The sequence below is a fragment of the Variovorax sp. HW608 genome (assembly GCF_900090195.1).
GTDB lineage: Bacteria > Pseudomonadota > Gammaproteobacteria > Burkholderiales > Burkholderiaceae_C > Variovorax.
Window position 1 is genome coordinate 4218319 of sequence record NZ_LT607803.1, and the last position, 26037, is coordinate 4244355.

The window sequence follows — 26037 nt, forward strand, 5'->3', positions numbered from 1 at the left end:
CTTGGGTTCAGACGCCGAGGTAGGCGCGCTGGATCTCGGGCTGCGCCAGCAGATCCCGTGGCACCCCTTCCGCGACGACGCGCCCCTCTTCGAGCACATAGGCGCGATGCGAGACATCGAGCGCCATGGTCACGTTCTGCTCCACCAGCAGCACCGAGATGCCGCTGGCGTTGATGCGCCGGATCGCGGCGAACATGTCGTGCACGATCAGCGGCGACAGCCCGAGCGAGGGCTCGTCGAGCAGCAGCAGGCTCGGCCGCGCCATCAGCGCACGGGCGATCGCGACCATCTGCTGCTGCCCGCCCGAGAGTTCGCCGGCCGGGCTCGCGAGCTTCTCGCGGATCACCGGGAAGAGCGCGATGACCTCGTCGAGCGTCTCGCGCCGCTTCGCCTTGGCGCGCGGCAGGTAGCTGCCGAGTTCGAGGTTCTCCAGCACGCTCATGCCGGTGAAGAGCCGCCGCCCTTCGGGCACCAGCGCGATGCCGGCCTCGCAGAAGCGGTGCGGCGGCAGGCGGGTGATGTCCTGGCCGCCCAGGCGGATGCTGCCGCCGCGCACGCGCAGGATGCCCGCGATGGTGTTGATCAAGGTGGTCTTGCCTGCGCCGTTGGGGCCGACCACGCACAGCAGTTCGCCGGGCCGCACGTCGAGCGACACGCCCCACAACGCCGGCGCGGCGCCGTAGGCCACCTGGAGATCGCGGACCTCAAGCATGGGCTTTCCCCAGGTAGGCGGTCATGACTTCGGGTCGGCGCATCACGTCGGCCGCCGCGCCTTCGGCGAGCAGCACGCCGTGGTTGAAGACCACGATGCGATCGGTCAGCGCCATCACCGCGCGCATCACGTGCTCGACGAAGACGATGGTCGAGCCCTGGTCGCGAATGCGCCGGATCAGCGCCACCGCGTCGTCGATCTCGCTCGGCGTGAGGCCGCACAGCACCTCGTCGAGCAGCACCAGCCGCGGCCGCGAGGCGAGCGCGCGTGCGAGTTCGAGGAACTTGCGCTGGTGCAGGTTGAGGTCGTCGGGCCGCGCGTCGGCCTTGTCCTGCAGCCCGGTGAATTCGAGCCAGGTCATCGCCTGCCGGCGCGCGCTGTCCGGGTCGCGGATCGCGCCGCCGAACATCGTCGCGATCGCCACGTTCTGCAGCACGCTCAGGTGCGCGAAGGGGCGCGGGATCTGGTAGGTGCGCGCGATGCCGCTGCCGGCGATGCGGTGCGCGGGCAGGCCGTCGAGCGAGCGTCCTTCGAACGCGATCGTGCCGCCGCTGGGCACGTAGTGGCCGCTGACCACGTTGATGAAGGTCGACTTGCCCGAGCCGTTCGGCCCGAGCAGGCCGAGGATCTCGCCTTGCCGCACGTCGACGTCGACACCGGCCAGCGCGCGCACGCCCTTGAAGGACTTGGTGAGGCCGCGCACCCGCAGCAGCGGCTCGCCCTGCGTCACGATGCCCGGCGCGGTTCGCGCCGGCAACTCGGGCGGCTGGATCGCACTCGGCGTGGCGACCGGCGCCGTCGGTGGCGCGGGCCGGCGATGACGCCGGAAGCGCTCCAGGATGCCCTCCGGCATGAACAGGATCGCCGCGATCAGGATCACGCCGATCACCGCCTTGCCCGCCACCGCGTGGTCGGCCGCGGTGAAGCTGTAGAGCAGCCCGGTGATCGCGAACGCGCCGATGGCCGGTCCGGCCCAGTGGCGCGTGCCGCCGAGCACGCTCATCAGCACCACCGTGAGCGGCACCGCGATCGTGAAGACTTCGCCCGCGGTCACGTACGAGAGGAACAGCGCGTGGATGCCGCCCGCCACGCCGGCCAGCGCGCACGAGATCGCGAGCGCGCAGAGCTTGTAGCGGTAGGTGGGCACGCCCATCACTTCGGCGGCGTCCTCGTCGTCGTGGATCGCGAACAGGCCGGCGCCGAACTTCGACACCTGGATGCCCCAGGCGATCAGCAGCGTGACCACCGCCGCCGAGAGCGCGAGCAGGTAGAAGGTCGACGACTGCGTGGGTCCGATCTTCGGCACCGGCACGCCGTAGAGCGGCACGCCCGAGCCGCCGTCCAGCGGCGTATTGACCACGATGGTGCCGATCACGAGCGTGATCGCGAGCGTCAGCAGCGCGAACAGCTCGCCGCGCACGCCCTTGACGCGGAACACGATCGCACCGAGCGCGACGCCGATCAGCGCGGCCGTCAGCGCGGCCACCGGCAGCGTCCACAGGAAGGGCCAGTCGTAGCGCGCCATCAGGTTCGCGCTGGTGTAGATGCCGGTGCCGAAGAACGCGCCGTGGCCGAAGGAGAAGTAGCCCGAGTAGCCCGACAGGATGTTCCACGAGGTCGCGAGCACCACCCAGTGCAGCGCGAGGTAGAGCAGCGAGTCGTAGAAGGCCGGCAGGCCCAGTTGCGGCACGAAGGCCAGCGCCACGCCGGCCGCGAGGATCGCGAGCGGCGTGCGCTTCATGAACCGGCCTGCCGCGCGCGGCGGGGCGGGCGCAGTGGCCAGGGTCTGTGTGAGCGTGCTCATGTTCTGGGTCGCAGCAGCAGGATGAAGATCAGCAAGGTGAAGGACACGATCGGTGCCCAGGACGGCGCGGTCACCGCCATCGTCACGGCCTCGCTGACGCCGATCAGCGTGCCCGCGACGAGCGGCCCGAGCGCACTGCCGAGCCCGCCGAGCATCACCGCCGCGAACACCACGCCGACCCAGGCGTACATCTGCGAGGGCGCGAGCGTGAAGCTCAACGCCAGGCAGACGCCGGCCACGCTCGCGAGCGCGGAGCAGGTGCCGGCCAGCAAGAGGCCGAGCGCCTTCTCGTTGACGCCGAAGGCCGCCGCGACCGGCGCATCCTGCGCGGCTGCGCGCATCGCCTTGCCCAGGTCGGTGAAGCGCAGCGCGCCCCAGACCGCGAAGGCGATGCCGATCGCGAGCAGCAGCGTGATGAGCTCCGGCACCGGCACGAACAGCTCGCCGACCTTGAACTTCTGCTGCGCGTAGCTCGATTCGAGCTTGCGGAAGTCGGCGGTCCAGATCGACTGGATGATGCTTTCGACGATGCCCATGAGCCCGAAGGTCAGCAAGAGCGAGTTGAACGGCGTCACCGCGAAGCGCGCCATCACCCAGTGCAGGGCGGCTCCGAGCACGAAGAAGAGCGGCACGATCACGGCCAGCGTCAGCAGCGGGTCCATGCCCATCGTCGCGAGCTGCAAGCAGAGGTAGGCGGCGAGGAAGGCGAACGCGAAGTGCGCGAGGTTGATGAGCCGCAAGAGGCCCCAGCTCAGGCTGAGGCCGAGCCCCATCAGCCCGTACAGCGCACCGACGAAGATGCCCGACAGGACCGACTGGGACAAGAGCGAAAGGCTCGGCAGCGTGAAGCCCGACATGTCAGGGTGCCAGCAATTTCGCGCCGCCGGAGGTCACTTCCTTCGGCCAGACCACCACCCACTTGCCATCCTGGATCTGCTTGATGCGCATCAGGTCGTCGCCGAAGTTGCCGACGCCGTCGAAGCGCAGCTTGCCCTGGATGGTGTCGACCTTGTGCGTCTTCAGGTAGTTGGCAATGGCCTTGTCGTCGAGGCTCTTGGTACCCGCGATGCCGGCTTCGAGGATCTGCCACGCGGTGTACGAGGCCGCGGCCTGCGTTTCGACCGAGGTGTCGGTGAAGCCGGCCTTGGCCGCGCGCTCGCGGTAGAGCTTCACGAACTCGGCGGCGCCGTAGTTGCTGGTGAAGGGCGGCTGGTCCTCGAAGATCGTGGCCGACAGCGCGTTCTTCGCCTCCGGCGCAGCCAGCAGGGGACCGGGCGAGGGGTAGAGGTAGAAGTGCTGCGGCGGCACATAGTCGATCTTCTTCATCGCATCGAGCAGCAGGTTGCCGTCGAGGCCGATCGCGCCGACCCAGACGAAGTCGGGCTTCGCATCCTTGATGCGGTTGGCGATGGGGCCGAAGTCGCGGTTGCCGAAGTCCCATTCGAGGAACAGCACCTCGGTGAGGCCGCGCTTCTTGAGCACCTCGCGTGCGCCCGCGCTCATGAACTGGATCGACGGGAACTTGCTGGTCACCACCGCCACCGTCTTCGGCGGCTTGGGCGATGCGGCGAGCGCATCGAAGAGCGTGTTGGGCACGGTGTTCGCCGGGTCGGAGCCGATCGACCAGGCCGGGAACTGCATGTCGTACTTGGCCAGCGACGGAATGCCCAGCGTGTGATGCACCAGCACCTTGTTGTAGCGCTGCGCCACCCCCATCGCCGAGAGAATCGCGCCGGTGGCGTAGGGGCCCATGAGCAGATCGACCTTGTCGGCGGTGACCAGCTGCTCGTAGAGCGTGCGCGCGAAATCGGGCTTGGACTGGTCGTCCTTCACCACCCATTCCACCGGCCGGCCGAGCAGGCCGCCGCGCTTGTTGACCTGCTCGATGTAGATGTCGCCCACCAGCTTGTGGATCTGCGCCGTGGCCGAGAGCGGCCCGGTGAGCGCCAGCGTGCTGCCGATGCGGATCGGCTGCCCGGCGGGCGTCTGCGCCATCGAGATGCCGGCTGCCGCGAGCGCGATCGCGGCCACTGCGCTGCGCCGCCCGATGCCATTGGATGTCTTCATGGTTCCTGTCTCCTATTGGTTTCTTCTGTCGGAATCAGTCGACCTGTGCGCCGGAGCGCTTGACCAGCCCGGCCCACTTGGCGAGCTCGGACTTGTTGAAGGGCAGCAATTCGTCGGCGCGCAGCTTGCGCGCTTCGATGCCCTGGTCGCGCAGGCGCGCCATCACCTCGGGTTGGGCCAGCGCGGCGCCGGCCGCGGTGCGCAGTTGCGCGAGCGTGGCCGCTGGTGTCGCGGCGGGGGCATACAGCATGAACCACGCGACCAGATCGAAATCGGCGACGCCCTGCTCCATCAGCGTAGGCACGTCGCTCGCGGCGGCGCTGCGCACCGCGCCGCTTGCGCCGAGCGCGCGCAGCTTGCCGGCCTTGATCTGCGGCAGCACCGCGGCCGGGTGATAGAACATGAAGTCCACCTGCGAGGCCATCACGCTCGTGAGCGCGACCGCGCCCTCCTTGTAGGGCACGTGGATCATCTTGCCGCCGAGCCGCTGCGCGAGCAGCTCGCCCGCGAGGTGGCCCGAGGTGCCGTTGCCGGCCGAGGCGAAGCTGATGCCGGCCGGCTTCGCGGCGGCCCGTGCCAGGTCATTCAGCGACTTGATCGGCGAATCGGCCGCAACGACCAGCAGCGTCGGCGTGTAGCCGATGAAGGCGATGGGCGCGAAGTCGCGCACCGGGTCGTAGGGCAGCCGGGTGAAGAGCGCCGCGTTGATCGCATGCGTGCCGACCGTGCCCATGACCAGCGTGCGGCCGTCGGGCGCGGCCTTGGCGACGAGGTCGGTGCCGGTCGATCCGCCCGCGCCGGCGCGGTTGTCGACGATCACCGGCTGCTGCAGGTTCTTGCCGAGGGCTTCGGCAACGACGCGGCCGACGGTGTCGGTCGTGGTGCCGGCGCCGAAGGGCACGACCATGCGGATCGGCGGGCGGTCCTGTGCGTGCGCGATGCCGGCGACCAGTGCAGCGCCGATCAGTGCGCCGATGAGCCGGCGTCGTGTGTCGTGCAGCCTCATGCCGCGTCTCCTTGCCGGCTGGCCTTCGCTCGCGCCTGCAATGCGGCGCGGATCTCTTCGTTGTGTTCACCGAGCACCGGCGGCGGCCGCACCGCAAGCGAGCGCTGGCCGTCGAAGCTCACCGGCGAACGCACCGTGCGGAACAGCCCCATCACCGGATGCTCGGCCGAGGTCATGAGCTGCAGGTGCCTGGCCTGCGGGTCTTCGAGCGCCTCGCTGGTGTCGTACATCGGCGCGTGGGGCACGTCCTCGCGCTGCAGGCGGCGGCACCACTCGTCGCGTGGCCGGGTGCGAAAGCGCTCGCCGAGCAGCTCGATCAGCGTTTCCTGGTTCGCGATGCGGGCCTCGCGCGTGGCGAAGCGCGGGTCCTCGAAGATGCCCTGCTGCTCGATCGCGGTCGCGAGCCCGCGCCAGAACTTCTCGGGCGAGGACATGTGCAGCGCGATCCACTTGCCGTCCGCGCAGCGCAGCACGTACGACTGCGAGACGCTGGGCCGGCTGTAGGGACCCATCACCTCGTCGGCCTGGAAGTAGTGCGTGAAGGCATCGAGGTTGAAGTGCGCCATCGCCTCCAGCATCGAGACTTCGACCATGCGGCCCTGGCCCGTGCGGCTGCGCTCGAAGAGGGCGCCGAGCACGCCGTAGGCGGCATAGAAGCCGGTCAGCGAATCGGCGATCGCGGGGCCGACCACGCGCGGGTTCTCGGGGTTGATCAAGAGGTTGAGGAAGCCGCTCGCCGCCTGCGCGACGGTGTCGTAGGCCGGCCGGTCCGCGGCCGGGCCGGTGGCGCCGAAGCCGCTGATCGAGCAGTAGACGAGCTTCGGGTTGAGCTTGCGCAGCCGCTCCGCCCCCACGCCCAGCTTCTCGGCCACGCCGGGGCGGAAGTTCTGGATGTACACGTCGGCATCGGCGATCAGCGCATCGAGCACTTCGCGGTCCTCGGCGCTGCGGGTATCGAGCGTGATGCTGCGCTTGTTGCGGTTGTAGGTCTGGAAGTGCGGGCTGTAGAGGCCGTCCTTGAAGGCGCGGAACGGGTCGCCGGTCTTGGGCTGCTCCACCTTGATCACGTCGGCGCCGAGATCGCCGAGCAGCATGCCGGCCGCGGGCCCCGTGATGAAAGTGCCTTGCTCGATGACCTTGAGGCCTTGCAGGACAGGGATCATTCGTGCGTCCCGAAGTGGGCGGGCAGTTCGCCGTCGTACTGCATCTCGCGCGTGGCCTGGTAGGACAGCGCGAAGCCGATGGGCTGTTGGATCTCCTCGTACAGATGCGCGATCAGCCCCGCGGTGCGCGCCAGGATCGGCACGCCCCGGAGCGCTTCCACCGGAAAGCCCGCGCCGAGCAGCACCGCCGGGATCGCGCCCGAGACGTTGAGCTTGAGCGGCTTGCCGAGCACGTCGGGCATCACCGCCTCGGCCGCGCCGGCGATCTCGACGAAGCGTTGATCGGTCCCTGCCGACTTCGAGACGGCGAAGAGCGCATCGACCCGCGCATCGCGTTCCTTGTGCAGCGGGTGGCCGTAGCCCGGGATCGAGCGTCCCGCCGCGCGCCATGCCTTCATCACTTCGAGCGCCGCGGCGGGGAGCGGCCTGCCGTCGCTCGCCAGGGCGTCGATCTCGCGGTACATGCGGCCCGCGGTCTCCGAGGCGCCCAGGATCACCGACCCGCACCCGAGGATGCCGGCCGCGACCGCGCCCTGCAGCGCATCGGGCGCAGCCGCGAAGGTCATGCGCGCGGCCTGCACGCTCGGCACCAGCCCGTGGTCCGCGATCGCCACCAGCGTGGCGTTCAGCACCTCGGACTGGGCCGGCGTGGGGCGCTGGCCGGTCAGGAGGAAGAAGAAATGGTCGACGAAGGAGATCTTGCCGATCAGGTCCTTCGACAGGTCCTGCCCGCGGATGACGATGGTGTGCGCGTCCGACGTGCTGATGGCCGTGCGCGGCACGGTCGCTTTGCCGATCTTCATGTGATGTCCTCTTCAGGCCGTTGCGGGTGCGAGCCGCACGTCGAAGCTCGCCGAGTGGTAGGGCACGCGCATCTCGCGGCCGTCCACCGCCTTGCCCGGCGGATGGGTCTCGAAATCCACCACCAGGCTGTCGCGCTTGCCGAAGACCGCGTCGGCGTCGATGTAGGGGCTGCCGCCGACGAAGACCTGCGTCGTCAGCGTCACGTAGCCCGGCGCCGACACCTGCATGTGCAGATGGCCGGGGCGGTAGATGCTGCGGTCGGTGGCGCGCATCATGTCGCCGACCGGGCCGTCGTCCGGGATCGGGTAGTAGTTCGGCCGGATCGACCAGAACCAGTAGCGGCCCTGGGCGTCGGTGCGCAAGCGCCCGCGCGCCTGCATCGACGGCTCGCTGCTGAGCTGCACGTCGTACTTGCCGTGCCCGTCGCCCGACCAGACGTCGAGCAGTGCGCCCGCGAGCGGCTGGCCGTCGCAGTCGGTCACGCGGCCCATGTAGAAGGTCGGCTCGCCCTTCGCGCCGTTCGCGATGTCGCTGCCCAGCGGCACGTCGGGCGCGCCGGGCCAGTAGAACGGGCCTTCGACCGTGGCCTCGGTCGCCTCGGTCGCGCCCTTGGCCCTGCTGGCGCGGGCCTGCGCGAGCGCGACCACCATCATCGACAGGCCCAGCGTGTCCGACAGCAGGATGAACTCGGGCCGCTTGTCGGTCGAGATCTGGCCCGTGGCATTGAGGAAGTTCAGCCCCGCGAGCCATTCCTCCGGCTTGAGATCGACTTCGCGTGCGAAGGCATGCAGGTGCCTGACCAGCGCCGTCATCAGCTCGCGCAGGCGCGGGTCGGGGGTCTTGGCAAAGGCATCGAGCACGTCGCGCGTGATGCCGTCCTGGTTGTATTCCGACATGGTGCTTGTCTCCTGTCCCGGCGTCATCGAGCGCCGATGGCGTGGACGATAGGGCGGTGGCCCGCACCCGACAAATGATGAATTTCCATCGATATCATCGATGGCATCGATCATTCCTGGGGGTTTCCATGGAGATGAGGCATTTGCGCTATTTCGTCGCGCTCGCCGACTGCCTGAGCTTCACGCGGGCGGCGGAGCGGGTGCACGTGACCCAGTCGACCCTCTCGCACCAGATCCGCCAGCTCGAGGAAGAACTGGGCCAGCCGCTCTTCGAACGCATCGGCAAGAAGGTGGTGACCACCGAGGCCGGCGAGCTGCTGCGCGGCTTTGCCTCGCGCGCGCTGCGCGAGGTCGACCAGGGCGTGGCGCTGCTCAAGCCCGATGCGGGCAACCTCACGGGGCAGGTGCGCATCGGCGCCACGCACACCTTCAACATGGGGCTCATTCCGGAATGCGTGGCGCTCTTCCTGGCCCGGCATCCGACGGTGCGCATCAGCGTGGAGGAGCTCTCGGCCGAGGTGATCTGCTCGCGCCTGCGCGCGGGCGAGCTCGACCTGGGCATCGCCTACCGGCCCGAGGATCCGACCGACCTGTGGTTCGAGCCGCTCTACAACGAGGAGATGGTGCTCGTCGTCTCCGACACCCATCCGCTCGCGGGCCGCAAGCGCATCCGCATGGTGGAGCTGCACCGGCAGGACCTCGTGCTGCTGGGCAAGTCGTTCTCCACCCGCACGATGATCGACGAATGCTTCAGCGCCTGCGGCGCCGAGCCGATGGTGGTCGCGGAGATGTCGACCGTCGCGCCGATGCTCGGGCTGGTCGCGCGCACGCAGATCGGCGCCATCGTCGCGATCAACGCGGTGCCTGAAGGCATGTCGGGGCTCACCGTGATCCCGCTCGAAAGCCCCACGCCCACGCGGACGCCGGGCATCCTCTGGCGGCTCGGCGAGACCAAGCCGGTGTTCATCCAGTCCTTCGCGGTGATCCTGCGCAAGACGGCGCTGGGGAACAGCCTGCGGCGCGAGAAGGTGGGGGTGAGGGTGAACGAGAAGCGGGCGGGGCGGCGGGTGGGCGAGCGCGCGCGCTGAGCACGCCGCGGCGGCCTATCGAACCCGCTCGGCAGCGCGCAGCGCATTCAGAAAGCCGTTGCGCCACCAGTGCACGTCCTGCTCGCGGATGCGCGCGAGCAGCTTCTGGTGGCGCTCGCGCCTCTCCTCCAGCGGCATCTGCAGCGCCTGCTGCATGATCTCCGCGGTACCGTGCGTGTCGTAGGGGTTCACGAGCAGCGCTTCCTTCAGCTGCTCGGCCGCGCCCGCGAAGCGCGAGAGCACGAGCACGCCCGGGTCCGCCGGGTCCTGCGCGGCGATGTATTCCTTGGCCACGAGGTTCATGCCGTCGCGCAGCGGCGTCACGAGCCCGACGGCCGCCGCGCGGCACAGGCCAGGCACGCGCTTGCGCGCGACCATGCGGTGGATGTAGCGCACCGGCATCCAGTCGAGCTCGCCGTAGTCGCCGTTGATCGCGCCGCACAGCGACTCGAGCTCGCGGCGGATGTCGGCATAGGCATCGACGGTCTCGCGCGTGGGCGAGGCGATCTGGATCAAGGTCGCGCTGCGGCGGTTCTCGGGGTAGTGCGCGAGCAGCTCGCGGAACGAGCGCACCCGTTGCGGGATGCCCTTGGAGTAGTCGAGCCGGTCGATGCCCAGCAGCAATCGCCGCGTCGAATACTCGCGCTTCATGGTTTCGTACATGTCGCGCGATTCCTTCGCGTGCGTGAGGGCGGCGAATTCGTCGACGTCGATGCCGATCGGGAACGCATCTGAGCTGACCGTCTGGCCGAAGGCGCGGTAGCGATGGTCGCCGAGGTCCTCGCCGCGGGCCTCGTGGTGCACGTAGTCCTCGAAGTGCTGCACGTCCTGTCGGGACTGGAAGCCGATCAGGTCGTACGCGAACAGCGAGCGCATCAGCCACTCGTGCTGAGGCACCGCCGCCAGGATGATCTGCGGCGGCATCGGGATGTGGAGGAAGAAGCCGATGCGCTGCCGGCAGCCCATCGCGCGCAGCTCGGCCGCGAGCGGGATCAGGTGGTAGTCGTGCACCCAGATCAGGTCGTCGTCCCTCAGCAGCGGCAGCAGCTTGCGCGCGAAGAGCTGGTTGACGCGGCGGTAGCCGGTGATGAAGGCGGCCTCGAAATGCGCGAGGTCGAGCCGTCCATGGAAGACCGGCCAGAGCACGTCGTTGCTGTAGCCGAGGTAGTAGCTGTCATGGTCCTCGCGACCGAGGTCGATGGTCGCGAGCGTGACCTTGCCGGCCTGCTGCCGGTGCAGCTCGCCTTCGCCGGTCGGGCCGTCCTCGACGATCGCGCCGCTCCAGCCGAACCACAGGCCACCGCTCTGCTGAAGGCTCTCTCCAAGCGCCACGGCCAGTCCGCCCGCTGCGGGCTTGCGGGGGTCGGCCACGCGATTGGAGATCACCACCAAACGACTCATGAGCGAGCCCCCACGCTCGGCACTGGCGTGTCCTCGCTGCCCCCCGAGGGGGCTTTCGCAACTTGGGGCGGCCCGGCGTTGCTCATATGCACGAATCCCAGGGCGCAGAGAGTCGAACAGCCGCGTTGATGATCCCCACCATCGAATAGGTCTGCGGGAAGTTGCCCCACATCTCGCCGGTGACCGGGTGCGTGTCTTCCGACAGCAGGCCGAGCGAATTGCGCGCGGCGAGCATGGTCTCGAAGATCTGCCGCGCCTCGGCTTTCCGGCCGATCTTCGCGAGCGCGTCGATGCGCCAGAAGGTGCAGATGTTGAACGCGGTCTCGGGCTTGCCGAAGTCGTCGGCCGCTTCGTAGCGGCGCATGTACGGACCGTCGCAGAGCGACTTCTCCATGGCGTCGACGGTGGAGATGAAGCGCGGATCGCGCGCGTCGATCAGCCCGACTTCGACCATGAGCAGGATGCTCGCGTCGAGCTCATGGCCGCCGAAGCTCTCGGCGAAGGCCTGCCGCTCCTCGCACCAGGACTTCGCAAGGATCTCCTCGCGCATGCGCGACGAATGGCCGTGCCAGTAGGCCGCGCGCTCCGGCAGGCCGAGCGCGCGCGCGATTTTCGCGAGCCGGTCGCAGGCGGCCCAGCTCATCAGCGCCGAGCTGGTGTGCACGCGGGCGCGGGTGCGCAGCTCCCACATGCCGGCGTCGGGCGTGCCGTAGACGCGGATCGCCTGCTCGCCGATGGCTTCGAGGTACGGAAACTCCGCCAGGCCCGCGCGGCTCAGCAGCCGGTGGTCGTGGAAGGCCTGGGCCGCGCCGAGCACGATGTTGCCGTACACGTCGTGCTGGAAGTGCTCCTGCGCCTGGTTGCCCACGCGCACCGGCCCCATGCCGCGGTAGCCCGGAAGGCCGTCGACGAAGGACTCCGGCAGCTCGCGCTCCAGGCCGATGCCGTAGAGCGGCTGGATGTGCTCGCCGCGCGAGCCGATCACCACGTTGGAGAGCCAGCGCAGGTAGTCCTCCATCGTGCCCACTTCCGAGAGGCTGTTGAGTGCGCGCACCACGAAGAAGGCGTCGCGCAGCCAGCAGTAGCGGTAGTCCCAGTTGCGCTGGCTGTCGGGCGCCTCGGGAATGCTGGTGGTCATCGCGGCGACGATCGCGCCGGTGTCCTCGTAGAGCGAGAGCTTGAGCGTGATCGCGGCGCGGATCACCGCCTCCTGGTACTCGAGGGGGATCGCGAGCCGCTTGCTCCAGGTGCGCCAGTAGGCGATGGTCTCCTGCTCGAAGTGGCGCGCGGTGTCGGCGATGCCGTCGCTCAGGGTCTCGTCCGCGCCGAGCACGAAGTTGTGTTCGCGCGAAAGCACGAAGGGCTGGTGCGAGAGGATGTGCGAGACCGGCGCATCGGTGCTGAGCCGGAGCGCGAACTCGGGCCCGACATAGCGGATGTGATTGCTTCCGCGCGTGATGGTCGGCGCCGCGGCGCCCCACTGGAAGCGCGGCGCGAGCCTGACGCGGATGCGGGGTGCGCCGACGACCGGCTTGACGCGCCGCACCATGGTGAGCGGCCGGAAGTAGCGCGAGCGGCTGTGGAAGCGCGGCGCGAAGTCGGTGATCTCGATGCACTGGCCGGCGCTGTCGACGAGCTGCGTGCGCAGCACCGCGGTGTTCGGCTCGTACCACTGCCTGGAGGATGCGAAGTCCTCGAGCTCGATGCTCCAGGCGCCGGCCTCATCCTCGTCGGGATGCAGCAGCGCGTTGAAGACCGGGTCGCCGTCGAAGCGAGGCAGGCAGGACCACACGACGCGGGCGCGCGAATCGATGAGCGCGCTGTACGCGCAGTTGCCGATCACGCCGACTTCGAGCGAGGGTGCGGCCGGCGGTGCGAAGCCGGTGCGTACGCCGGGGCGGGCCAGGGCTTCGTCATAGGCCGGCGCCGTGTCGCTCGCGCCGGCAGCGCCGGCGATCGAGGGGCCCGCGCGGCCCTCGATGGTTTCGTTGTCTTTCTGAAAGGTTGTCATGCCGGCCTCCTCGGGCTTGTCGTTGCAGGCGCCGCGAGCAGGTCGCGCGTGGCGACGAGCCATTCGAAGACCGCGCGCGGCGAATCGAGCCGGTGCAGCGCCAGGCTGGGGCCGGCGCCGACCTTGATGCCGACCCCGCCGCGCGGCTGCACGATCGCGAAGCCGCTTTCGTCGGTGGTGTCGTCGCCCGCGAACACCGGCACGCGGCCCGCGAAAGGCGGCTCCTTCAGGAAGGCATCGATGGCGATGCCCTTGTTGATGCCGGCGGGCTTGACTTCGAAGACGAACTTGCCGTGCATGAGTTCGAGCTGGGGCTGGCCTTCGATCACGCGCTGCATGGCGTCGCGGCACACCGCCTCGAGCTGCGGCGCGAGCCGGTAGTGCAGCGCGATGGCGGCATGCTTGCGCTCGACCAAGAGGCCTTCGTGCACGCGTGCGAGTTCATTGGCGGTGTGGAGCACGAACAGCAGATCGGGCGGGCGCTGCTCCAGCATCTCGCCACCGGCATCGCGGCGCTGCACGCCATGTTCGCCCGCGGCCGGGAGCCGCAGGGGCGCGAGAAAGCGGTCGATGACGTCGATCTGTCGGCCCGAGACCACCGCCAGCGCACCGCCGAGCAGCTCGGCGAGGTCGCCCAGGAGCGGGACCATGGCGGCCGGCACCTGCACGGCCTCGGGCGTCTCGGCGAGATCGACCAGCGTGCCGTCGAAGTCGAGGAAGAGCGCCGCGTCGCGGGTGAGTCGGGGGGGCTGCTGCATGGAGGAAAAACCATAGCAGACTCGCGCCGCAGGCCGCGTCGGCCAAAGCCGTCAATTCAACTTCGCAAGGAGGGTTGAAGCGCCGCGTCCACGGCGGCCACGCGCGCACGCGAGATCGCCTCGCCGATCTTCGGGCCCGACGCGCCGGCATCGAGCGCCGCGCGGGCGATCGGCTCGGTCGCCACCGATTGCGCGGCGCCCAGCGCGGCAAGGAGGCGCTGGCGTGGCGCGTAAGGCCGGTCTTCGAGGCCGAGCCGGCCGCGCGCATCGCATTCGCAGGCCTGCAGGACCTCGTCGAAGCGCTGGGGCTTGCGCAAGGCGTCGCAGCGCTCCAGCAGGCGCACCACCGCAGCCGCGTCGAGCTCGCCGCTGCGATGGATGTGGCCGTGCTCGCGCGCCACCACATCGGCCAGCTCGCGGATCTCGACCGGCACGCGCAAGCGGTCACACACATCGCGCAGCAATTTCGCGCTGCGCTGTTCGTGGCCGTGGTGGCGCGGCAGCATGTCGGCAGGCGTGGTGCCCTTGCCGAGGTCGTGCACCAGGCAGGCGAAGCGCACGGCCAGCGATGTCTTCAGGTGCGCGGCCATGTCGAGCACCATCATCAGGTGCACGCCGGTGTCGATCTCGGGGTGATGCAGCGCGGGCTGCGGGACGCCCCAGAGCCGTTCCACCTCGGGCAGCAATACCGCGAGCGCGCCGCATTCGCGCAGCAATTCGAACATGCGCGAAGGCTTGGCTTCCATGAGCCCGCGCGAGAGTTCCTGCCAGACGCGCTCGGGCACCAGCGCATCGACCTCGCCGGCCTCGACCATCTCACGCATGAGCCCCAGGGTCTCGGGCGCGACCTTGAAGTCGTCGAAGCGCGCGGCGAAGCGCGCCACGCGCAGGATGCGCACCGGGTCTTCGCGGAAGGCGTCGGTCACGTGGCGCAGGCGCTTCTCGCGCAGGTCGCGCTGGCCGTGGAAGGGATCGACGAGATCGGCGGGATCGACGTCGAGGCGGTCGGAGGCGCCGATCCGGTCCTCGGGCAAGGCGATCGCGTTGATGGTGAGGTCGCGGCGCGCGAGGTCCTGTTCGAGCGTCACGTCGGGCGCCGCATGCACGACGAAGCCGCGATAGCCCGGTGCGCTCTTGCGCTCGGTGCGTGCGAGTGCGTATTCCTCGCGCGTCTCGGGATGCAGGAAGACCGGAAAGTCGCGGCCGACCGGCAGGTAGCCGCGCGCGATCATCTGCTCGGGCGTCGCGCCCACCACGACCCAGTCGTGATCGCTGCCGGGCCGGCCCAGCAGCGCATCGCGGATCGCGCCGCCGACGAGATAGGTTTGCATCGGGCGAGTGTAGGGCGGCGATGCGCCCGCGCGCCCGGCTGGGTCAGCGCTGCAGGCGGTAGGGCTCGTCGATGAGGACGAACTCCTTTTCGGCCAGCGCCTCGTCGATCCATGCCTTCACTCCCGGCAGCGCCAGGACGCGGTCGACGTACGCCGAGATCGGCGCCGGCACCGGCAGGCCGAAGGTCCGGATGCGCGTGCACACCGGCGCGTAGTAGGCATCGGCGATGCTGAATTCGCCGAACAGCATCGGCCCGCCGTACGCTTCGAGCAGGCCGCCCCAGAGGCGGACGATGCGCTCGAGATCGGCGCGCACGCCGGCTTGGTCGCGCAGGATGATCTGCCCCTGCTGGCGCAGGTCGGCCTCGATGTTCATCGTGCAGTGATTCCGCAGCGATCCGAATCCGGCGTGCATTTCGGCGCATGCGCTGCGCGCCTGCGCGCGGCGGGCGCGGTCGGCGGGCCAGAGCTTCTTGTCGGGATGGGTCTCGGCGAGGTATTCGCAGATCGCGAGCGTGTCGTAGACCACGATGTCGCCGTCCTTCAGCACGGGCACGGTGCCGGTCGGGTTGAGCGGGAGGATCGTGCGCTTGAACTTCGAACCGGCGTCCATGGAATCGAAGCGCACCATCACTTCCTCGAAGGCGATGCCGGCCTGCTTCATGAGCACCCACGGCCGCATGGACCAGGACGAGTAGTTCTTGTTGCCGATGTAGAGCTGGGTCATCGCGTTTCTCCGATGGGGTGCTGCAAAGCTTTTCATGCTAGCCGCGGGCAACCCGGCGATTGATGCGGAACGCGCCGGGAATTGATGCTCAGCGCGCGGTCCGGTCGCCTTCGCGGGACACCGGATGCGGCGCCAGCGCCGGCGGCAGGGGCGCCGCGCTGCCGTGCCAGCGTCGTACGGCGCGCTGGAAGAACATGCTGTTGGGGATCTTCAGCGTCGTGCCTTGCTGCGCGTCGCCGGTCTCTTCCAGCGTGGTGAAGACGAGGTTGATGTCCAGCACGCGGCCCTTGAGGCCGGGCTTCTCGCCGTTTTCGAGCACTTCGACCGTGTCGCCGGGCCAGAACATGCGCGTGGTGAAGATCAGGAGCGCGCAGAACATGTTCGACAGCACGCTCCAGGCGGCGAAGAAGGCCACGGCGCCGACGGTGGCGAAGCCGGTGAAGGCGGTCCAGAGCACGGTGCCCGAGGCGCCCAGCCGTTCGAGCGCCCACAGGACGGCGCCGCCGTAGATCAGGAAGCCGGCCGTGCGGCGGGTGACCGTGGCCACGTTGTAGGGCAACGCGTAGCTCCTGGCCACGCGCTCGATCATGCGGCGCACGAAGCGGTACAGCAGCCATGCGCCCAGCAGGATGAGCGCCACTTCCGCCATCGGGACGATGATCTCGAGCCATTCGATCGCCCAGTTCGGCAACTGGGCGCGCAGGCTCTGCAGGGTCCGGTTCAGGGCAGGTCCTTGTTCGACTCGGGCTCCGCGGCGTCGCGCGGGCCGACGCGGCCGAGCTTGTCCTTGATCGATTGCGGCCGACCGGTGATCAGGGCGGCGTAGTTGGTGGTGTTCGCGAGCACCTTCTTCACGTAGTCGCGCGTCTCGTTGAAGGGCACGTTCTCGGCCCAGATGGCCGCTTCCATGATCGGCCCGTTGCGCCAGCTGCGCGGCCGGCCCGGGCCGGCGTTGTAGGCGGCGGCGGCAAGCGCCATCGAGCCGTCGAAGTCGTCGAGTGCGAGCTTCAGGTAGTTGGTGCCGATGGTGATGTTGGTGTCGCGGTCGGTGATCTGGCCCGGCGTGAAGTCCGAAAGGCCGATCTTCTTCGCGGTCCAGCGCGCGGTGGCCGGCATGACCTGCATCAGGCCCGAGGCGCCGACGCCCGAGCGCGCGTCCATGACGAAGCGGCTTTCCTGCCGGATCAGGCCGTAGACGTAGGCGGGATCGAGGCCGATCTCCTGGCTCTTGCGCACCACCATCTCGCGGAAGGGCATCGGGAAGCGCTGCTCGGCGTCGATCGATCCCTTGGTGCGCTCGCTGGTGTTGATGCAGCGGTCCCACACTTCGCGCTGGCAGGCGAAGTCGGCGGCGGCGAGCAGCTCGCGGTCGCCCATGCCGCCGCGGTCGTGCAGGTTGGTGGCGTAGTTCCACTCGCGCGTGCCTTCGGGACGCAGGCCGATCGAGATCGCATAGAGCGCGCGATTGAGCGCCGGGTTGTCGCGCGCGGCCTTCTTTTCTTCGGCCGTGAGCGGCTCGGGGCGCGTGGGCACGGCGGCGCGCTGGCCCAGTTCTTCCAGCGCCAGCAGCTCGTAGAAGCCGCGCGTGCCGGCGATGCTTTCGTACAGGGCGCGGGCCTGCGCGCGGCGTTCGTCGCCACCGTAGCTGGCCAGCGCTCGGGCCTTCCAGTAGACCCAGGTCGGGTCCTGCTGCTGCGTGTCGCTCATCGCGCCGATCGCGCCCTGCACGATCTTCCAGTCGCCGGTGCGCAGCGCGGCGCGCGCCTTCCACGCGAGCATCTCGTCGGAGAGGTCGCTGTTCTTCGTGACGTTGGCGAAATAGCTGTTGGCCGTGGGCGAGAGCTTGGTCGCCGCCTGCCGGCCGATGGTGCCCCAGAGCCAGTTGCGCTCCTCGGCGGAGAGCATCGGCCCCCACTTGCCGTCGAGCTGCGATGCGGCCATTTCGGGGTCGGCGATCGCCAGCTTGATCAGCGCGAGCACCATGATCTCGCGGCGCGACTTGGCCGCGACCACCGCGCGGCTCGCGAGGAACTTGCCGACGTTGGCGTTCATGTCGTCGAACAGCGGGACCGCATCGGGCGCCACGATCAGCACGGCGGCGCGCGCGGCCTGCGGGCGATTGGCCTCGATCGCGAGGCGCGCCTTCTTCCAGGCGTCATTGGCCGACATCTGGCCCGCGCTGACCATGCGATCGGCGGCGGTGAGGCAGCCGTCGTCGAGATCGCGCTGGCCGAACCAGTTGCGGCGCACCTCGTCCACCTGGCCCTGCGTCGCGGTGCCCGACTGCAGCGTCTCGATCAGCACCGCGTAGCAGCGAACCTGCGCATCGTCATTCATGCGGAAGGCAGGGTGCAGGCTGGTGAAGCCGTTCCAGTCGCGGCGCTGGCCGGCCAGCAGCAGCCAGTCGTTGCGCAGGCGGTCTTCCTGGTAGGTGCCGGCGTATTGCGCGAGAAAGGCCTGGACTTCCTCCTGGCTCGCCTCCGAGAGGCGCGCCTTGAGTTCCCAGTAGGCGGCCCAGGGTTCGAGCATGTGGCCGCGAGCCTGCGGCAAGAGGGCCGAGAGCCGCGCCTTGTCGCCGCGCTGCGCGGCCTGTTTCATTTGCAGGAGAACGTCGTCGTTCGCGTTTTGAACCTGCGCCGACGGGCTTGCGGCGGCGGCCGCGAAAAGAGAAAAAACCAGGCTGGAAAGGGCCACGCGGGGCCGGCGGCGTACCGATGCCAAAATGCTCGCGAATTGCATCGGGGGATTATGGACAAGTCAAACGGTGCCGACACATCGGCAACTGCCAACTTTCTCAAAACTCAGCTGCGTAATGCACTGGTGGAACAGCGTCTTGCGATGCCGGACCGGCTCGCGCGCGCCGACCTGCTCCAGCGCGTGATGCGCATCTGGCTCGTCGGACGGCCGGACACCGTGATCGGCGCCTACTGGCCGATCAAGGGCGAGTTCGATCCGCTGCCGGCGCTGCACCGCTGGAAGGAGGACGGCGAACTGCTCGATGAGCCGCAGCGTCGCCGCATCGGCCTGCCGGTGGTCGACCGGGTGCACAAGACGCTGACCTTCCATGCGTGGTATCCGGGCTGCCCGATGGAGAACGACGCCTACGACATCCCGAAGCCGAAGGACACCGAGCTGATCGTGCCGACCTTGCTGTTCGTGCCTTGCCTGGGCTACAGCGCCGGCGGGTATCGCCTGGGTTACGGCGGCGGCTTTTACGACCGCACGCTGGCGGCCTTGGAGCCGAAGCCGTTCACGGTCGGGCTCGGGTTCACCAACGGGTTCCTCGAAGACTTCGAGCCGGAGGCGCACGACGTACCCCTTGACGCCATCCTCAACGACAACGGCGTCGTCTGGCCGATAGGTTAGCTCGCCCCCCAGCCTCGCCCACTTCGTGTGGCTCTGACACCCCCCTACCGGGGGGCAACACCAGCGGCCCGGCGGAGCCGGTTCCGCGGTGTTTCGCGAACGGGCCACGCTGCGCGGGCCTCGGGTCAATCCAGTTGGTCTAGGGTGTCCGGGTCTGGGACTTCGCCGATCGTCTCGCGCGTGATCGCGGCCTGGCCCTGCAGCCATTCGCAGAAGGCCTGGATCTCGGGCCGCGGCGCGCTGCGCGGGCCGATGATGAGCCAGTAGGCCATCGGTGAATCCATGCGGTGGTGCGGCAGCACCTCGACCAGGTCGCCGTTGGCGAGGCTTTCGGCGATCAGCGAACTGCGGGCGAGCACCAGCCCCTGGCCGGTGAGCGCGGCCTGCACCATCTGGTAGGCGTAGTTGAAGTAGAGCCAGCGCCGCGGCTGCGCCCGCGCCATGTGGTTGACCTCGAACCAGCGGCGCCAGGTCAGCCATTCGAGGTGGGTGCGGTGCGCATCACCCGCCTCGATCAGCGTGAAGCGGGCGATGTCCGCCGGGCCCTTGATCGGCGGGTTGGTCTTGATCAGCCAGGGGCTCGCCACGGGCGTGATCGTCTCCCCGAAGAGGCGCACCGAGCCCGCGGGCATGTTCTCGCCCGGGCCGTAGCGCAGCGCGAGGTCGACGTCGGCGACATCCATGTCGAGCGCGAGGTCGCTCGCGTCGATGCGGATGTCGATCTCGGGGTTGTCGCGCTGGAAGGCTTCGAGCCGCGGAATCAGCCACATCGAAGCAAAGGACGCGAAGGTGGTCAGCGAGACGCTCTTGCGTCCCGCGTTCTGCCGGATCTGGCGCACCGCGCCGTCGATGCGCGGCAACGACTGTTGTACCGCCAGCAGCAGCTGCGCGCCGGCGCTGGTGAGCTCCACCGCCCGCGTGTGGCGCAGGAACAGGCCCACGCCCACCTCGTCTTCCAGTGACTGGATCTGCCGGCTGACGGCGGACTGGGTGAGCGCCATCTCCTCGGCGGCGGCGCGGAAGTTCAGGTGGCGGGCGACGGCCTCGAAGGCGCGCAGGTGCCCGGCGGAGATCGGCCGGGAACGCAGATGGGTCTGGGAATGCAGCATCGGGGGTGCTTCGGCGGGGGCGTTGATTGATGCGGAATCGGAATCAGTAGGCTAGCGCGTTTTCATTGGACTGCCAACGGCGGCGAGCCGATCATTCATTCCCGAAGCGCGCCATTCGCGTGCTCACCACCCAGGAGATCCACATGTCCGCCATCGCCACGACCCACACGCTTCCGTCCGTTGCATCGGCCCGTCCGGCCGCCGTGCCGCCGGCCGTGCGCCGCGGTTCATGGCAGCTCGAGGCCGGGCATGCGATGAGCCTGAAAGCCTCCAGCGCGAGCGTGCTGCGCATCCGGCAGGGCCGGGTGTGGGTGACCCGCGATGCCACTGCCCACCGGGGCAGCGAAGACCTGGTGCTTGCGCCCGGCGAATCGCTGACCGTGCCGGCGGGCGAGCGCATCGTGATGGAACCGTGGGACAGCCACGGCGCCACCTACAGCTGGGACGCCGTCCAGTCCACCGCCCGCGCCGCCTGAGCGCGCCCGGCCATCGGCCGGAGATCTCGAAGCGGGAGCGCAGCGCGATGACGCATTCGCGCTGCGCTTTTTCGTCCTTACCCTCATAAAGAGCACGCGCACCCCCGCGTGGCGGCGCTGCGCGTCGCGGCACCGCGCCCTCACCCCCGCATGGAATGAACGTTGCGTGTGCGCACGCCTGGACGACGCGCGCGCTTCAGTCAACCCTGCCTTCGGCAGATACTGCGAGAGTCATAGCACCGTGGCGTTTCGCACAGTTGGCCGAATGGTAGTAGTTAAGGTTTAATTTTGATGTGTATCATCGTGCAACTAATGTCTCTGAGGCTCGTCTCGCATGGACTCCTCGGTGCTCTCAGGCTCGGAGGGTCTTTCGTCAATGTCGTCGAACGCAGGTGAACCTCACCTTGTCATCAGGCCGCAGCGTCGTGCGGCCTTCTTCCCCTGGCGGGATGTGCTGGAATACCGCGACCTCCTGCGCATCCTCGCGCTGCGCGACGTGCGGCTGCGCTACCGGCAGACCGCGGTCGGCGTGCTCTGGGTGGTGCTGCAGCCGCTCATCGGCGCCGGGCTGTTCGCCTTCGTCTTCGGGGCGGTGGCCAAGCTGCCGACCGGCGATGCGCGCATCCCGTACTTCGTCTTCGGCTTCGCCGGCCTCCTGATCTGGAACACCTTCATCCAGATCTTCCAGAAGGCCGGTGATTCGCTGGTCGGCAATTCGGGGCTGGTCAGCAAGATCTATTTCCCGCGCATCGTGCTGCCCTTGTCGACCGTGCGCGGCGTGCTGCTGGACTTCGCCGTCGGCGCGGCCGTGATGGTGGTGCTGCTGGCGATCTACCGGATTCCGCCGACTTTTGCGCTTCTCTTCCTGCCGGTCTCGATGCTGATGGCGATCCTGCTGGCCCTGGGGCTGGGTTTCTGGACCGCGGCGCTCAACGTGAGCTACCGCGACGTGCGCTACGTCATTCCGGTGTTCAGCCAGTTCCTGCTGTGGGCGAGCCCGGTGGCCTATGCCGCGTCGAGCATCCCCGCATCGGCGCAATGGCTCGCCGCCATCAACCCGATGGTCGGCATCCTCGAATCCTTCCGGTGGGCCGTGCTCGGCACGCCGATGATGAACTGGAGCTCGGTCGTCTGGAGCGCCGTGGTCTCCGTGGTGCTGTTCCTGGTGGGCGCCATGATGTTCCAACGCGCGGAGCGGAGATTTGCCGATGTCATCTGATCTGGCCCTGTCCGTGCGCGGCCTCAGCAAGGAATACCGCATCGCCCACATGGCCCAGCACAGCCGGGTCACCGAGGCCGCCTTCGCGGCGCTCAAGAGCGTCTTCAACCGCCAGGAGTACGAGACCTTCAAGGCGCTCGACGGCGTGTCCTTCGACGTGAAGAAGGGCGACGTGGTCGGCGTGGTCGGCCGCAACGGCGCGGGCAAGAGCACGCTGCTCAAGGTGCTGAGCCGCATCACCGAGCCGACGGCGGGCGAAGTGCGCCTGTACGGCAAGGTGGGTTCGCTGCTGGAGGTGGGGACGGGCTTCCACCCCGAGCTCACCGGGCGCGAGAACATCTACCTCAACGGCTCGATCCTCGGCATGCGCGAGCGCGACATCGACCGCCAGTTCGACGCCATCGTCGACTTCGCCGAGGTCGAGCGCTTCCTGGACACGCCGGTCAAGCGCTATTCGAGCGGCATGTACGTGCGCCTCGCCTTCGCGGTGGCCGCGCACCTGAACCCCGAGATCCTGATCGTCGACGAGGTGCTGGCGGTCGGCGACACGCAGTTCCAGCAGAAGTGCCTCGGCAAGATGAAGGACGTCAGCAGCCAGGAAGGCAAGACGGTGCTCTTCGTGAGCCACAACATCGCCGCGGTGAAGGCGCTGTGCAACAAGGGCCTGCTGCTGCAGAGCGGCAAGCTGCTGCGCCAGGGCTCGGTCGACGAGGTGCTGGCCGAGTACGCGACCCGCGCGCCGGTGGCGGTGCAGGCGCGGCATGGCAAGTCGTCCAAGCTGCAGCTGGCGGACCTGCAGATCAACGGTGCGCAGACAGCCGTGGGCGACGTCGATTTCCTGAAGCCGGTGGAGATCGAGCTCGAGCTCGAGGCGCAGGAGCCGACGCCGCTGTGCATCCCGTTCTTCCGCTGGCACGACGCCAACGGCATCATCCTTTCCGAAGTCTGGGGGCCCGAGGAATCGGTGGACTTCCAGCGCTATGAGGGGCGCTTCTCGTTCCGCCTCGCGCTGGAGCGCATGAGCCTGATGCCGGGCCGCTACTTCGTCGATTTCTTCCTGCACGACGTGGCGGGCAAGGAAGTGTTCTCGGCGCCGGAGTGCGTGCAGCTCGAAGTGCATCCCGTCGCGCTGCCCGGTGCGCCGCGCGCCTATGAAGGCCGCCACGGCGTGCTCAGGCTCGCCAGCCGCCTGTCTGCCCACAGCATCGTTTCGCAACAGGCGTGAGCCATGGGGCCCTCGACGCTGGAAGCCCTCACGGCCTCGTACAACTCCGCCGCGACGCTGTCGGAAACCCTGGCCTCGGCCTGGGAGGACAACCGCGTTCCGGTGCTGCTGGTGGACGACGGGTCCAGCGACGGCTCTGCCGACTACGCCGAGCGCTGTGAAGGCGTGCGCGTCATCCGCCAGCGCAATGCCGGCCCTTCGGTGGCGCGCAACCGCGCGATCCTCGAGAGCCGGGCGGACTTCGTGCTGTTCCTCGACAGCGACGATCTGCTCTTGCCGGGCTACCGCACGGCCTTCGAGTCGGCGCTGGCCGCGAACCCGGACGCCGATGTCTTCGTCTGCGGCATGCAGGTGGTCGACGACGAAGGCCGTCCGGTCGACCGCCATGCCGCCCCCAGCCTGCAACCCACGGCCTTCCTGAGCGTCCTCGGCGGCGAATCGGTTCCGACCAACGGCATCATCGTGCGGCGCGAGGTGTTCGCGAAGAGCGGCCTGTTCCGGCCCGGGCTGCATCACGCGGAAGACCTCGACCTCTGGCTGCGCATCGCGGCCGCGACCGACAAGTGGGTCCGCATGGATCACTCGCTCGCGGTGTACCGCCTGCGCGGCGGCTCGCTGAGCAAGAACGGGCAGGCGATGTGGCGCGGCATCCGGCAGGTGGTCGGCACGGCGGCCCGGTTGCCGGTCGGCTCGTCGAAGCTGCGTCGCGTCACGGCGCGGCATGCATTGCAGGGCGGCGCGCGCTACGTCTACAACATGGCCTTCGCGCCGATGCTGCGCCAGCGTGCGCGCGCGTCGATCGCCGAGGCGCTGCGCGAAGTGGCGCGGCTGCCGGTGCGCTTCTGGCCGCTGGTGCTGCGCGACGGTTTCTGCAGCCTGCGCCGAAGGCAAGGCTCGCACTGATGCCCGAGTTCAGCGTCATCATCCCGTGCTACAGGCAGGCGCATCTGCTGCCGAAGGCGATCGAATCGGCGCTGGCGCAGGCGCGCGACGTGGACCTCGAAGTGATCGTGGTCGACGACGGTTCGCCCGACAACGCCTCCGAAGTGGCGAGCCGCTACGAAGGCGTGATCGTGATCCGGCAACCCAACGCCGGCCTGTGCGCGGCGCGCAATCGCGGCATCCTGCGGTCCAGCGGCCGCTACCTGCTCTTCCTCGACTCGGACGACTACCTGCGCCCCGGCATGCTCGCCGCAGCGGCGCGGGCCTTCGCGCAGTCCCCCGATCTCGACGTGGTGCACGGGCTTGCGGACGTGGTCGACGAGGGCGGCGAAAAGGTCATCGGCGAATTCGGCGGACAGGAGCTCGCCGGCGATGCGCTGCACACGCTGCTGAGAAAGAACATCGGCCCGCCGAACACCTTCGTCGTGCGCCGCGAGATGCTCTCGCAGGTCGGCCTCTTCGACGTCGGGCTGCGCTCCTGCGAGGACTGGGACCTCTGGCTGCGCATCGCCGCGCGCGGCGGCAAGTTCGCTCTGGCGCGCGACATGCGCAGCGTCTACCGCATGGTGCCCGGCAGCATGAGCAAGAACGTGGAAACCATGTGGCGCACCGGGCGCGCGGTCATCGGCCGCAATGCCTGCGCGCATGCCAACTGCCGCGCGTGCGCCGAGGCACGGCGTGCCGGCATGGCCGGCTTCTCGCTGTCGATGCGGCCGCTGCTGCGGGACCTGATCCGCTCGCCCGGCGGCAAGTCGCGCGCGGCCGGCATCCTGCTTCGCAACCCCAGCCTCGTGGGCTGGCAACTACGACGAGTTCTTCGGATCGACAGATGAATAGCGACAGCGCAACAGACAAGAAGGCAGAGCCTCCGCTCAAGGTGCTCATCATCGGCTGCGGCGCGGTGGTGGAGGAATACCAGGGTCCGGCGGCGCGCGAGGCAGAACGGCAAGGGTGGCTGCAAGTCGTCGGCCTCGTCGACCGCAGCGAGGAGCGGCTGGCGCGCTGCCAGCACCTCTTCCCCTCGGCCAAGTGCTACACCGATCTCGAGCGCGCGTGCGAAGCCGACATCGCGCTGATCGCCACCCCGGCGCGCAGCCATGCGGAGCTCGCGCTGTCGCTGCTCGGACGCGGCTACAACCTGCTGGTCGAAAAGCCGATCTGCGCCACCGCCGCCGAGGCGCGCACCATGCGCAGCGAGGCGGATCGCCTCGGGCGCATGCTCGCAGTGGGCCATTTCCGGCGCTTCTTCCCGGCCATCGAGACCGTCCGCACCCTGATCGCCTCCGGCGTGTTCGGGCCGGTGCGCCGCATCGTCGCCGACGAGGGCGGGATGTTCCGCTGGCCGGCGGCGTCGGCGGGCTTCTTCACGCGGCAGGAAGGCGGCGGCGGCGTCACGCTGGACATCGGCATCCACATGCTCGAAATCCTGGTCTCGTGGCTCGGCATCCCCGAGGTCGTGGACTACGCGGACGACGCCATGGGCGGCGTGGAGATCAACAGTGCGGCGAAGCTGCGCTGGCCGGGCGGGACCGAGGCCGACATCCGCCTCGGCTGGGACGTGGAACTGGCCAACCGCTATCGCGTCGAGTTCGAGCGCGCGACCGTGACCTGGCGCACCGGGCAGGCGACCGACCTCGTGATCGAGATCGACGGCGTGCCCGTCCCGCAACTGGCGGCGAGCCGCATGCAGTACGGCAGCAGCGCCGAGTATTCGACACCGGCGCACGGCTACCTCGGCGCCTTCACCGAGCAATGGAAGGACGTGGTGGACGCGGTGCGCGAAGACCGCAAGCCCCGCGTCAGCGGCGCCACGGCCATGGCCGCGCTGTCGCTCGTCGAGACCATGTACGCCCGCAAGCGACTGATGGACATGCCCTATTTCGATCCGGAAGAATCCGCCCGCGCGCGCCAACTGTCGGAGGCCGCGTGACC

Annotated in this window: 24 protein-coding genes; 8 read left to right on the forward strand and 16 right to left on the reverse strand. The window is 69.0% G+C overall.

Annotated features, from left to right (window positions below):
* Positions 1–7 precede the first annotated feature (7 nt).
* From VAR608DRAFT_RS19845 to VAR608DRAFT_RS19880, 8 genes are read right to left on the reverse strand one after another with little or no spacing between them, the layout of a single operon-like run.
* Complete coding sequence (locus tag VAR608DRAFT_RS19845; RefSeq protein ID WP_088955614.1) at positions 8–712, reverse strand: ABC transporter ATP-binding protein; 705 nt, start codon at positions 710–712, stop codon at positions 8–10.
* Positions 705–2516, reverse strand: coding sequence for a branched-chain amino acid ABC transporter ATP-binding protein/permease (locus VAR608DRAFT_RS19850; RefSeq protein ID WP_231972899.1), 1812 nt, complete (start codon positions 2514–2516; stop codon positions 705–707). Before VAR608DRAFT_RS19850 ends, VAR608DRAFT_RS19845 begins: the two co-directional genes overlap by 8 nt.
* The gene (locus VAR608DRAFT_RS19855) at positions 2513–3373 is read right to left on the reverse strand and encodes a branched-chain amino acid ABC transporter permease (protein ID WP_088955615.1); all 861 of its coding nucleotides are present in this window, start codon (positions 3371–3373) and stop codon (positions 2513–2515) included. Before VAR608DRAFT_RS19855 ends, VAR608DRAFT_RS19850 begins: the two co-directional genes overlap by 4 nt.
* A 1-nt stretch (position 3374) precedes the next feature.
* A complete protein-coding gene (locus VAR608DRAFT_RS19860) occupies positions 3375–4583 on the reverse strand; it encodes an amino acid ABC transporter substrate-binding protein (protein ID WP_088955616.1) in 1209 nt (402 codons plus the stop codon).
* A 34-nt stretch (positions 4584–4617) separates the two neighbouring features.
* The gene (locus VAR608DRAFT_RS19865) at positions 4618–5589 is read right to left on the reverse strand and encodes a Bug family tripartite tricarboxylate transporter substrate binding protein (RefSeq protein WP_088955617.1); all 972 of its coding nucleotides are present in this window, start codon (positions 5587–5589) and stop codon (positions 4618–4620) included.
* Positions 5586–6752 carry a CaiB/BaiF CoA transferase family protein gene (locus VAR608DRAFT_RS19870; RefSeq protein WP_088955618.1) on the reverse strand — a complete coding sequence of 389 codons (1167 nt, stop codon included), beginning with the start codon at positions 6750–6752 and terminating at the stop codon, positions 5586–5588. The genes VAR608DRAFT_RS19865 and VAR608DRAFT_RS19870 overlap by 4 nt, the downstream gene beginning before the upstream one ends.
* Positions 6749–7555: a citryl-CoA lyase gene (locus VAR608DRAFT_RS19875; RefSeq protein ID WP_088955619.1), complete on the reverse strand. Its 807-nt coding sequence runs from the start codon at positions 7553–7555 to the stop codon at positions 6749–6751. The genes VAR608DRAFT_RS19870 and VAR608DRAFT_RS19875 overlap by 4 nt, the downstream gene beginning before the upstream one ends.
* A 12-nt stretch (positions 7556–7567) precedes the next feature.
* A complete protein-coding gene (locus tag VAR608DRAFT_RS19880; protein WP_088955620.1) occupies positions 7568–8452 on the reverse strand; it encodes a dioxygenase family protein in 885 nt (294 codons plus the stop codon).
* Positions 8453–8580: 128 nt separating this feature from the next.
* Here VAR608DRAFT_RS19880 and VAR608DRAFT_RS19885 point away from each other — a divergent pair, with 128 nt between their 5' ends.
* Positions 8581–9540: a LysR substrate-binding domain-containing protein gene (locus VAR608DRAFT_RS19885; protein ID WP_088955621.1), complete on the forward strand. Its 960-nt coding sequence runs from the start codon at positions 8581–8583 to the stop codon at positions 9538–9540.
* Between the two features lie 15 nt (positions 9541–9555).
* Here VAR608DRAFT_RS19885 and VAR608DRAFT_RS19890 read toward each other — a convergent pair whose 3' ends face one another.
* The 7 genes from VAR608DRAFT_RS19890 to VAR608DRAFT_RS19920 all read right to left on the reverse strand — a co-directional run bounded on the left by VAR608DRAFT_RS19890 (position 9556) and on the right by VAR608DRAFT_RS19920 (position 18507).
* Positions 9556–10941: an alpha,alpha-trehalose-phosphate synthase (UDP-forming) gene (locus tag VAR608DRAFT_RS19890; RefSeq protein ID WP_088955622.1), complete on the reverse strand. Its 1386-nt coding sequence runs from the start codon at positions 10939–10941 to the stop codon at positions 9556–9558.
* An 82-nt stretch (positions 10942–11023) separates the two neighbouring features.
* Positions 11024–12952, reverse strand: coding sequence for a glycoside hydrolase family 15 protein (locus VAR608DRAFT_RS19895; protein WP_088955623.1), 1929 nt, complete (start codon positions 12950–12952; stop codon positions 11024–11026).
* A complete protein-coding gene (gene otsB, locus VAR608DRAFT_RS19900; RefSeq protein WP_088955624.1) occupies positions 12949–13710 on the reverse strand; it encodes a trehalose-phosphatase in 762 nt (253 codons plus the stop codon). The genes VAR608DRAFT_RS19895 and otsB overlap by 4 nt, the downstream gene beginning before the upstream one ends.
* A 56-nt stretch (positions 13711–13766) precedes the next feature.
* Entirely contained in the window at positions 13767–15041 is a 1275-nt protein-coding gene (locus VAR608DRAFT_RS19905; RefSeq protein ID WP_088955625.1) for a multifunctional CCA addition/repair protein, read from the reverse strand.
* A 43-nt stretch (positions 15042–15084) separates the two neighbouring features.
* Positions 15085–15768, reverse strand: a complete 684-nt coding sequence (locus VAR608DRAFT_RS19910) for a glutathione S-transferase family protein (protein ID WP_088955626.1) — start codon at positions 15766–15768, stop codon at positions 15085–15087.
* An 88-nt stretch (positions 15769–15856) separates the two neighbouring features.
* Positions 15857–16459, reverse strand: coding sequence for a mechanosensitive ion channel family protein (locus tag VAR608DRAFT_RS19915; RefSeq protein ID WP_231972900.1), 603 nt, complete (start codon positions 16457–16459; stop codon positions 15857–15859).
* A 29-nt stretch (positions 16460–16488) separates the two neighbouring features.
* On the reverse strand, positions 16489–18507 hold the full coding sequence (locus VAR608DRAFT_RS19920; RefSeq protein ID WP_088955627.1) for a lytic transglycosylase domain-containing protein: 2019 nt from the start codon (positions 18505–18507) through the stop codon (positions 16489–16491).
* A gap of 9 nt (positions 18508–18516) precedes the next feature.
* Here VAR608DRAFT_RS19920 and VAR608DRAFT_RS19925 point away from each other — a divergent pair, with 9 nt between their 5' ends.
* A complete protein-coding gene (locus VAR608DRAFT_RS19925) occupies positions 18517–19134 on the forward strand; it encodes a 5-formyltetrahydrofolate cyclo-ligase (RefSeq protein ID WP_088955628.1) in 618 nt (205 codons plus the stop codon).
* 125 nt (positions 19135–19259) lie between these two features.
* On the opposite strand, the gene VAR608DRAFT_RS19930 is transcribed toward VAR608DRAFT_RS19925, so the two are convergent.
* Positions 19260–20243 carry a LysR substrate-binding domain-containing protein gene (locus VAR608DRAFT_RS19930; RefSeq protein ID WP_088955629.1) on the reverse strand — a complete coding sequence of 328 codons (984 nt, stop codon included), beginning with the start codon at positions 20241–20243 and terminating at the stop codon, positions 19260–19262.
* 143 nt (positions 20244–20386) lie between these two features.
* Between VAR608DRAFT_RS19930 and VAR608DRAFT_RS19935 the strand changes: the two genes are divergently transcribed.
* The 6 genes from VAR608DRAFT_RS19935 (at position 20387) to VAR608DRAFT_RS19960 (ending at position 26035) form a co-directional block, all read left to right on the forward strand.
* Positions 20387–20719 carry a DUF2917 domain-containing protein gene (locus VAR608DRAFT_RS19935; protein WP_088955630.1) on the forward strand — a complete coding sequence of 111 codons (333 nt, stop codon included), beginning with the start codon at positions 20387–20389 and terminating at the stop codon, positions 20717–20719.
* A gap of 376 nt (positions 20720–21095) precedes the next feature.
* Positions 21096–21938 carry an ABC transporter permease gene (locus VAR608DRAFT_RS19940; protein ID WP_157731054.1) on the forward strand — a complete coding sequence of 281 codons (843 nt, stop codon included), beginning with the start codon at positions 21096–21098 and terminating at the stop codon, positions 21936–21938.
* Positions 21928–23163 (forward strand): ABC transporter ATP-binding protein, encoded by a 1236-nt coding sequence (locus tag VAR608DRAFT_RS19945; RefSeq protein WP_088955632.1) that lies wholly within the window; start codon positions 21928–21930, stop codon positions 23161–23163. The genes VAR608DRAFT_RS19940 and VAR608DRAFT_RS19945 overlap by 11 nt, the downstream gene beginning before the upstream one ends.
* Positions 23164–23166: 3 nt before the next feature.
* Positions 23167–24066, forward strand: coding sequence for a glycosyltransferase (locus VAR608DRAFT_RS19950; protein WP_088955633.1), 900 nt, complete (start codon positions 23167–23169; stop codon positions 24064–24066).
* Positions 24066–24938, forward strand: a complete 873-nt coding sequence (locus VAR608DRAFT_RS19955; protein WP_088955634.1) for a glycosyltransferase — start codon at positions 24066–24068, stop codon at positions 24936–24938. The genes VAR608DRAFT_RS19950 and VAR608DRAFT_RS19955 overlap by 1 nt, the downstream gene beginning before the upstream one ends.
* Positions 24935–26035 carry a Gfo/Idh/MocA family protein gene (locus VAR608DRAFT_RS19960; protein ID WP_088955635.1) on the forward strand — a complete coding sequence of 367 codons (1101 nt, stop codon included), beginning with the start codon at positions 24935–24937 and terminating at the stop codon, positions 26033–26035. The genes VAR608DRAFT_RS19955 and VAR608DRAFT_RS19960 overlap by 4 nt, the downstream gene beginning before the upstream one ends.
* The last annotated feature ends 2 nt before the right edge of the window (positions 26036–26037 follow it).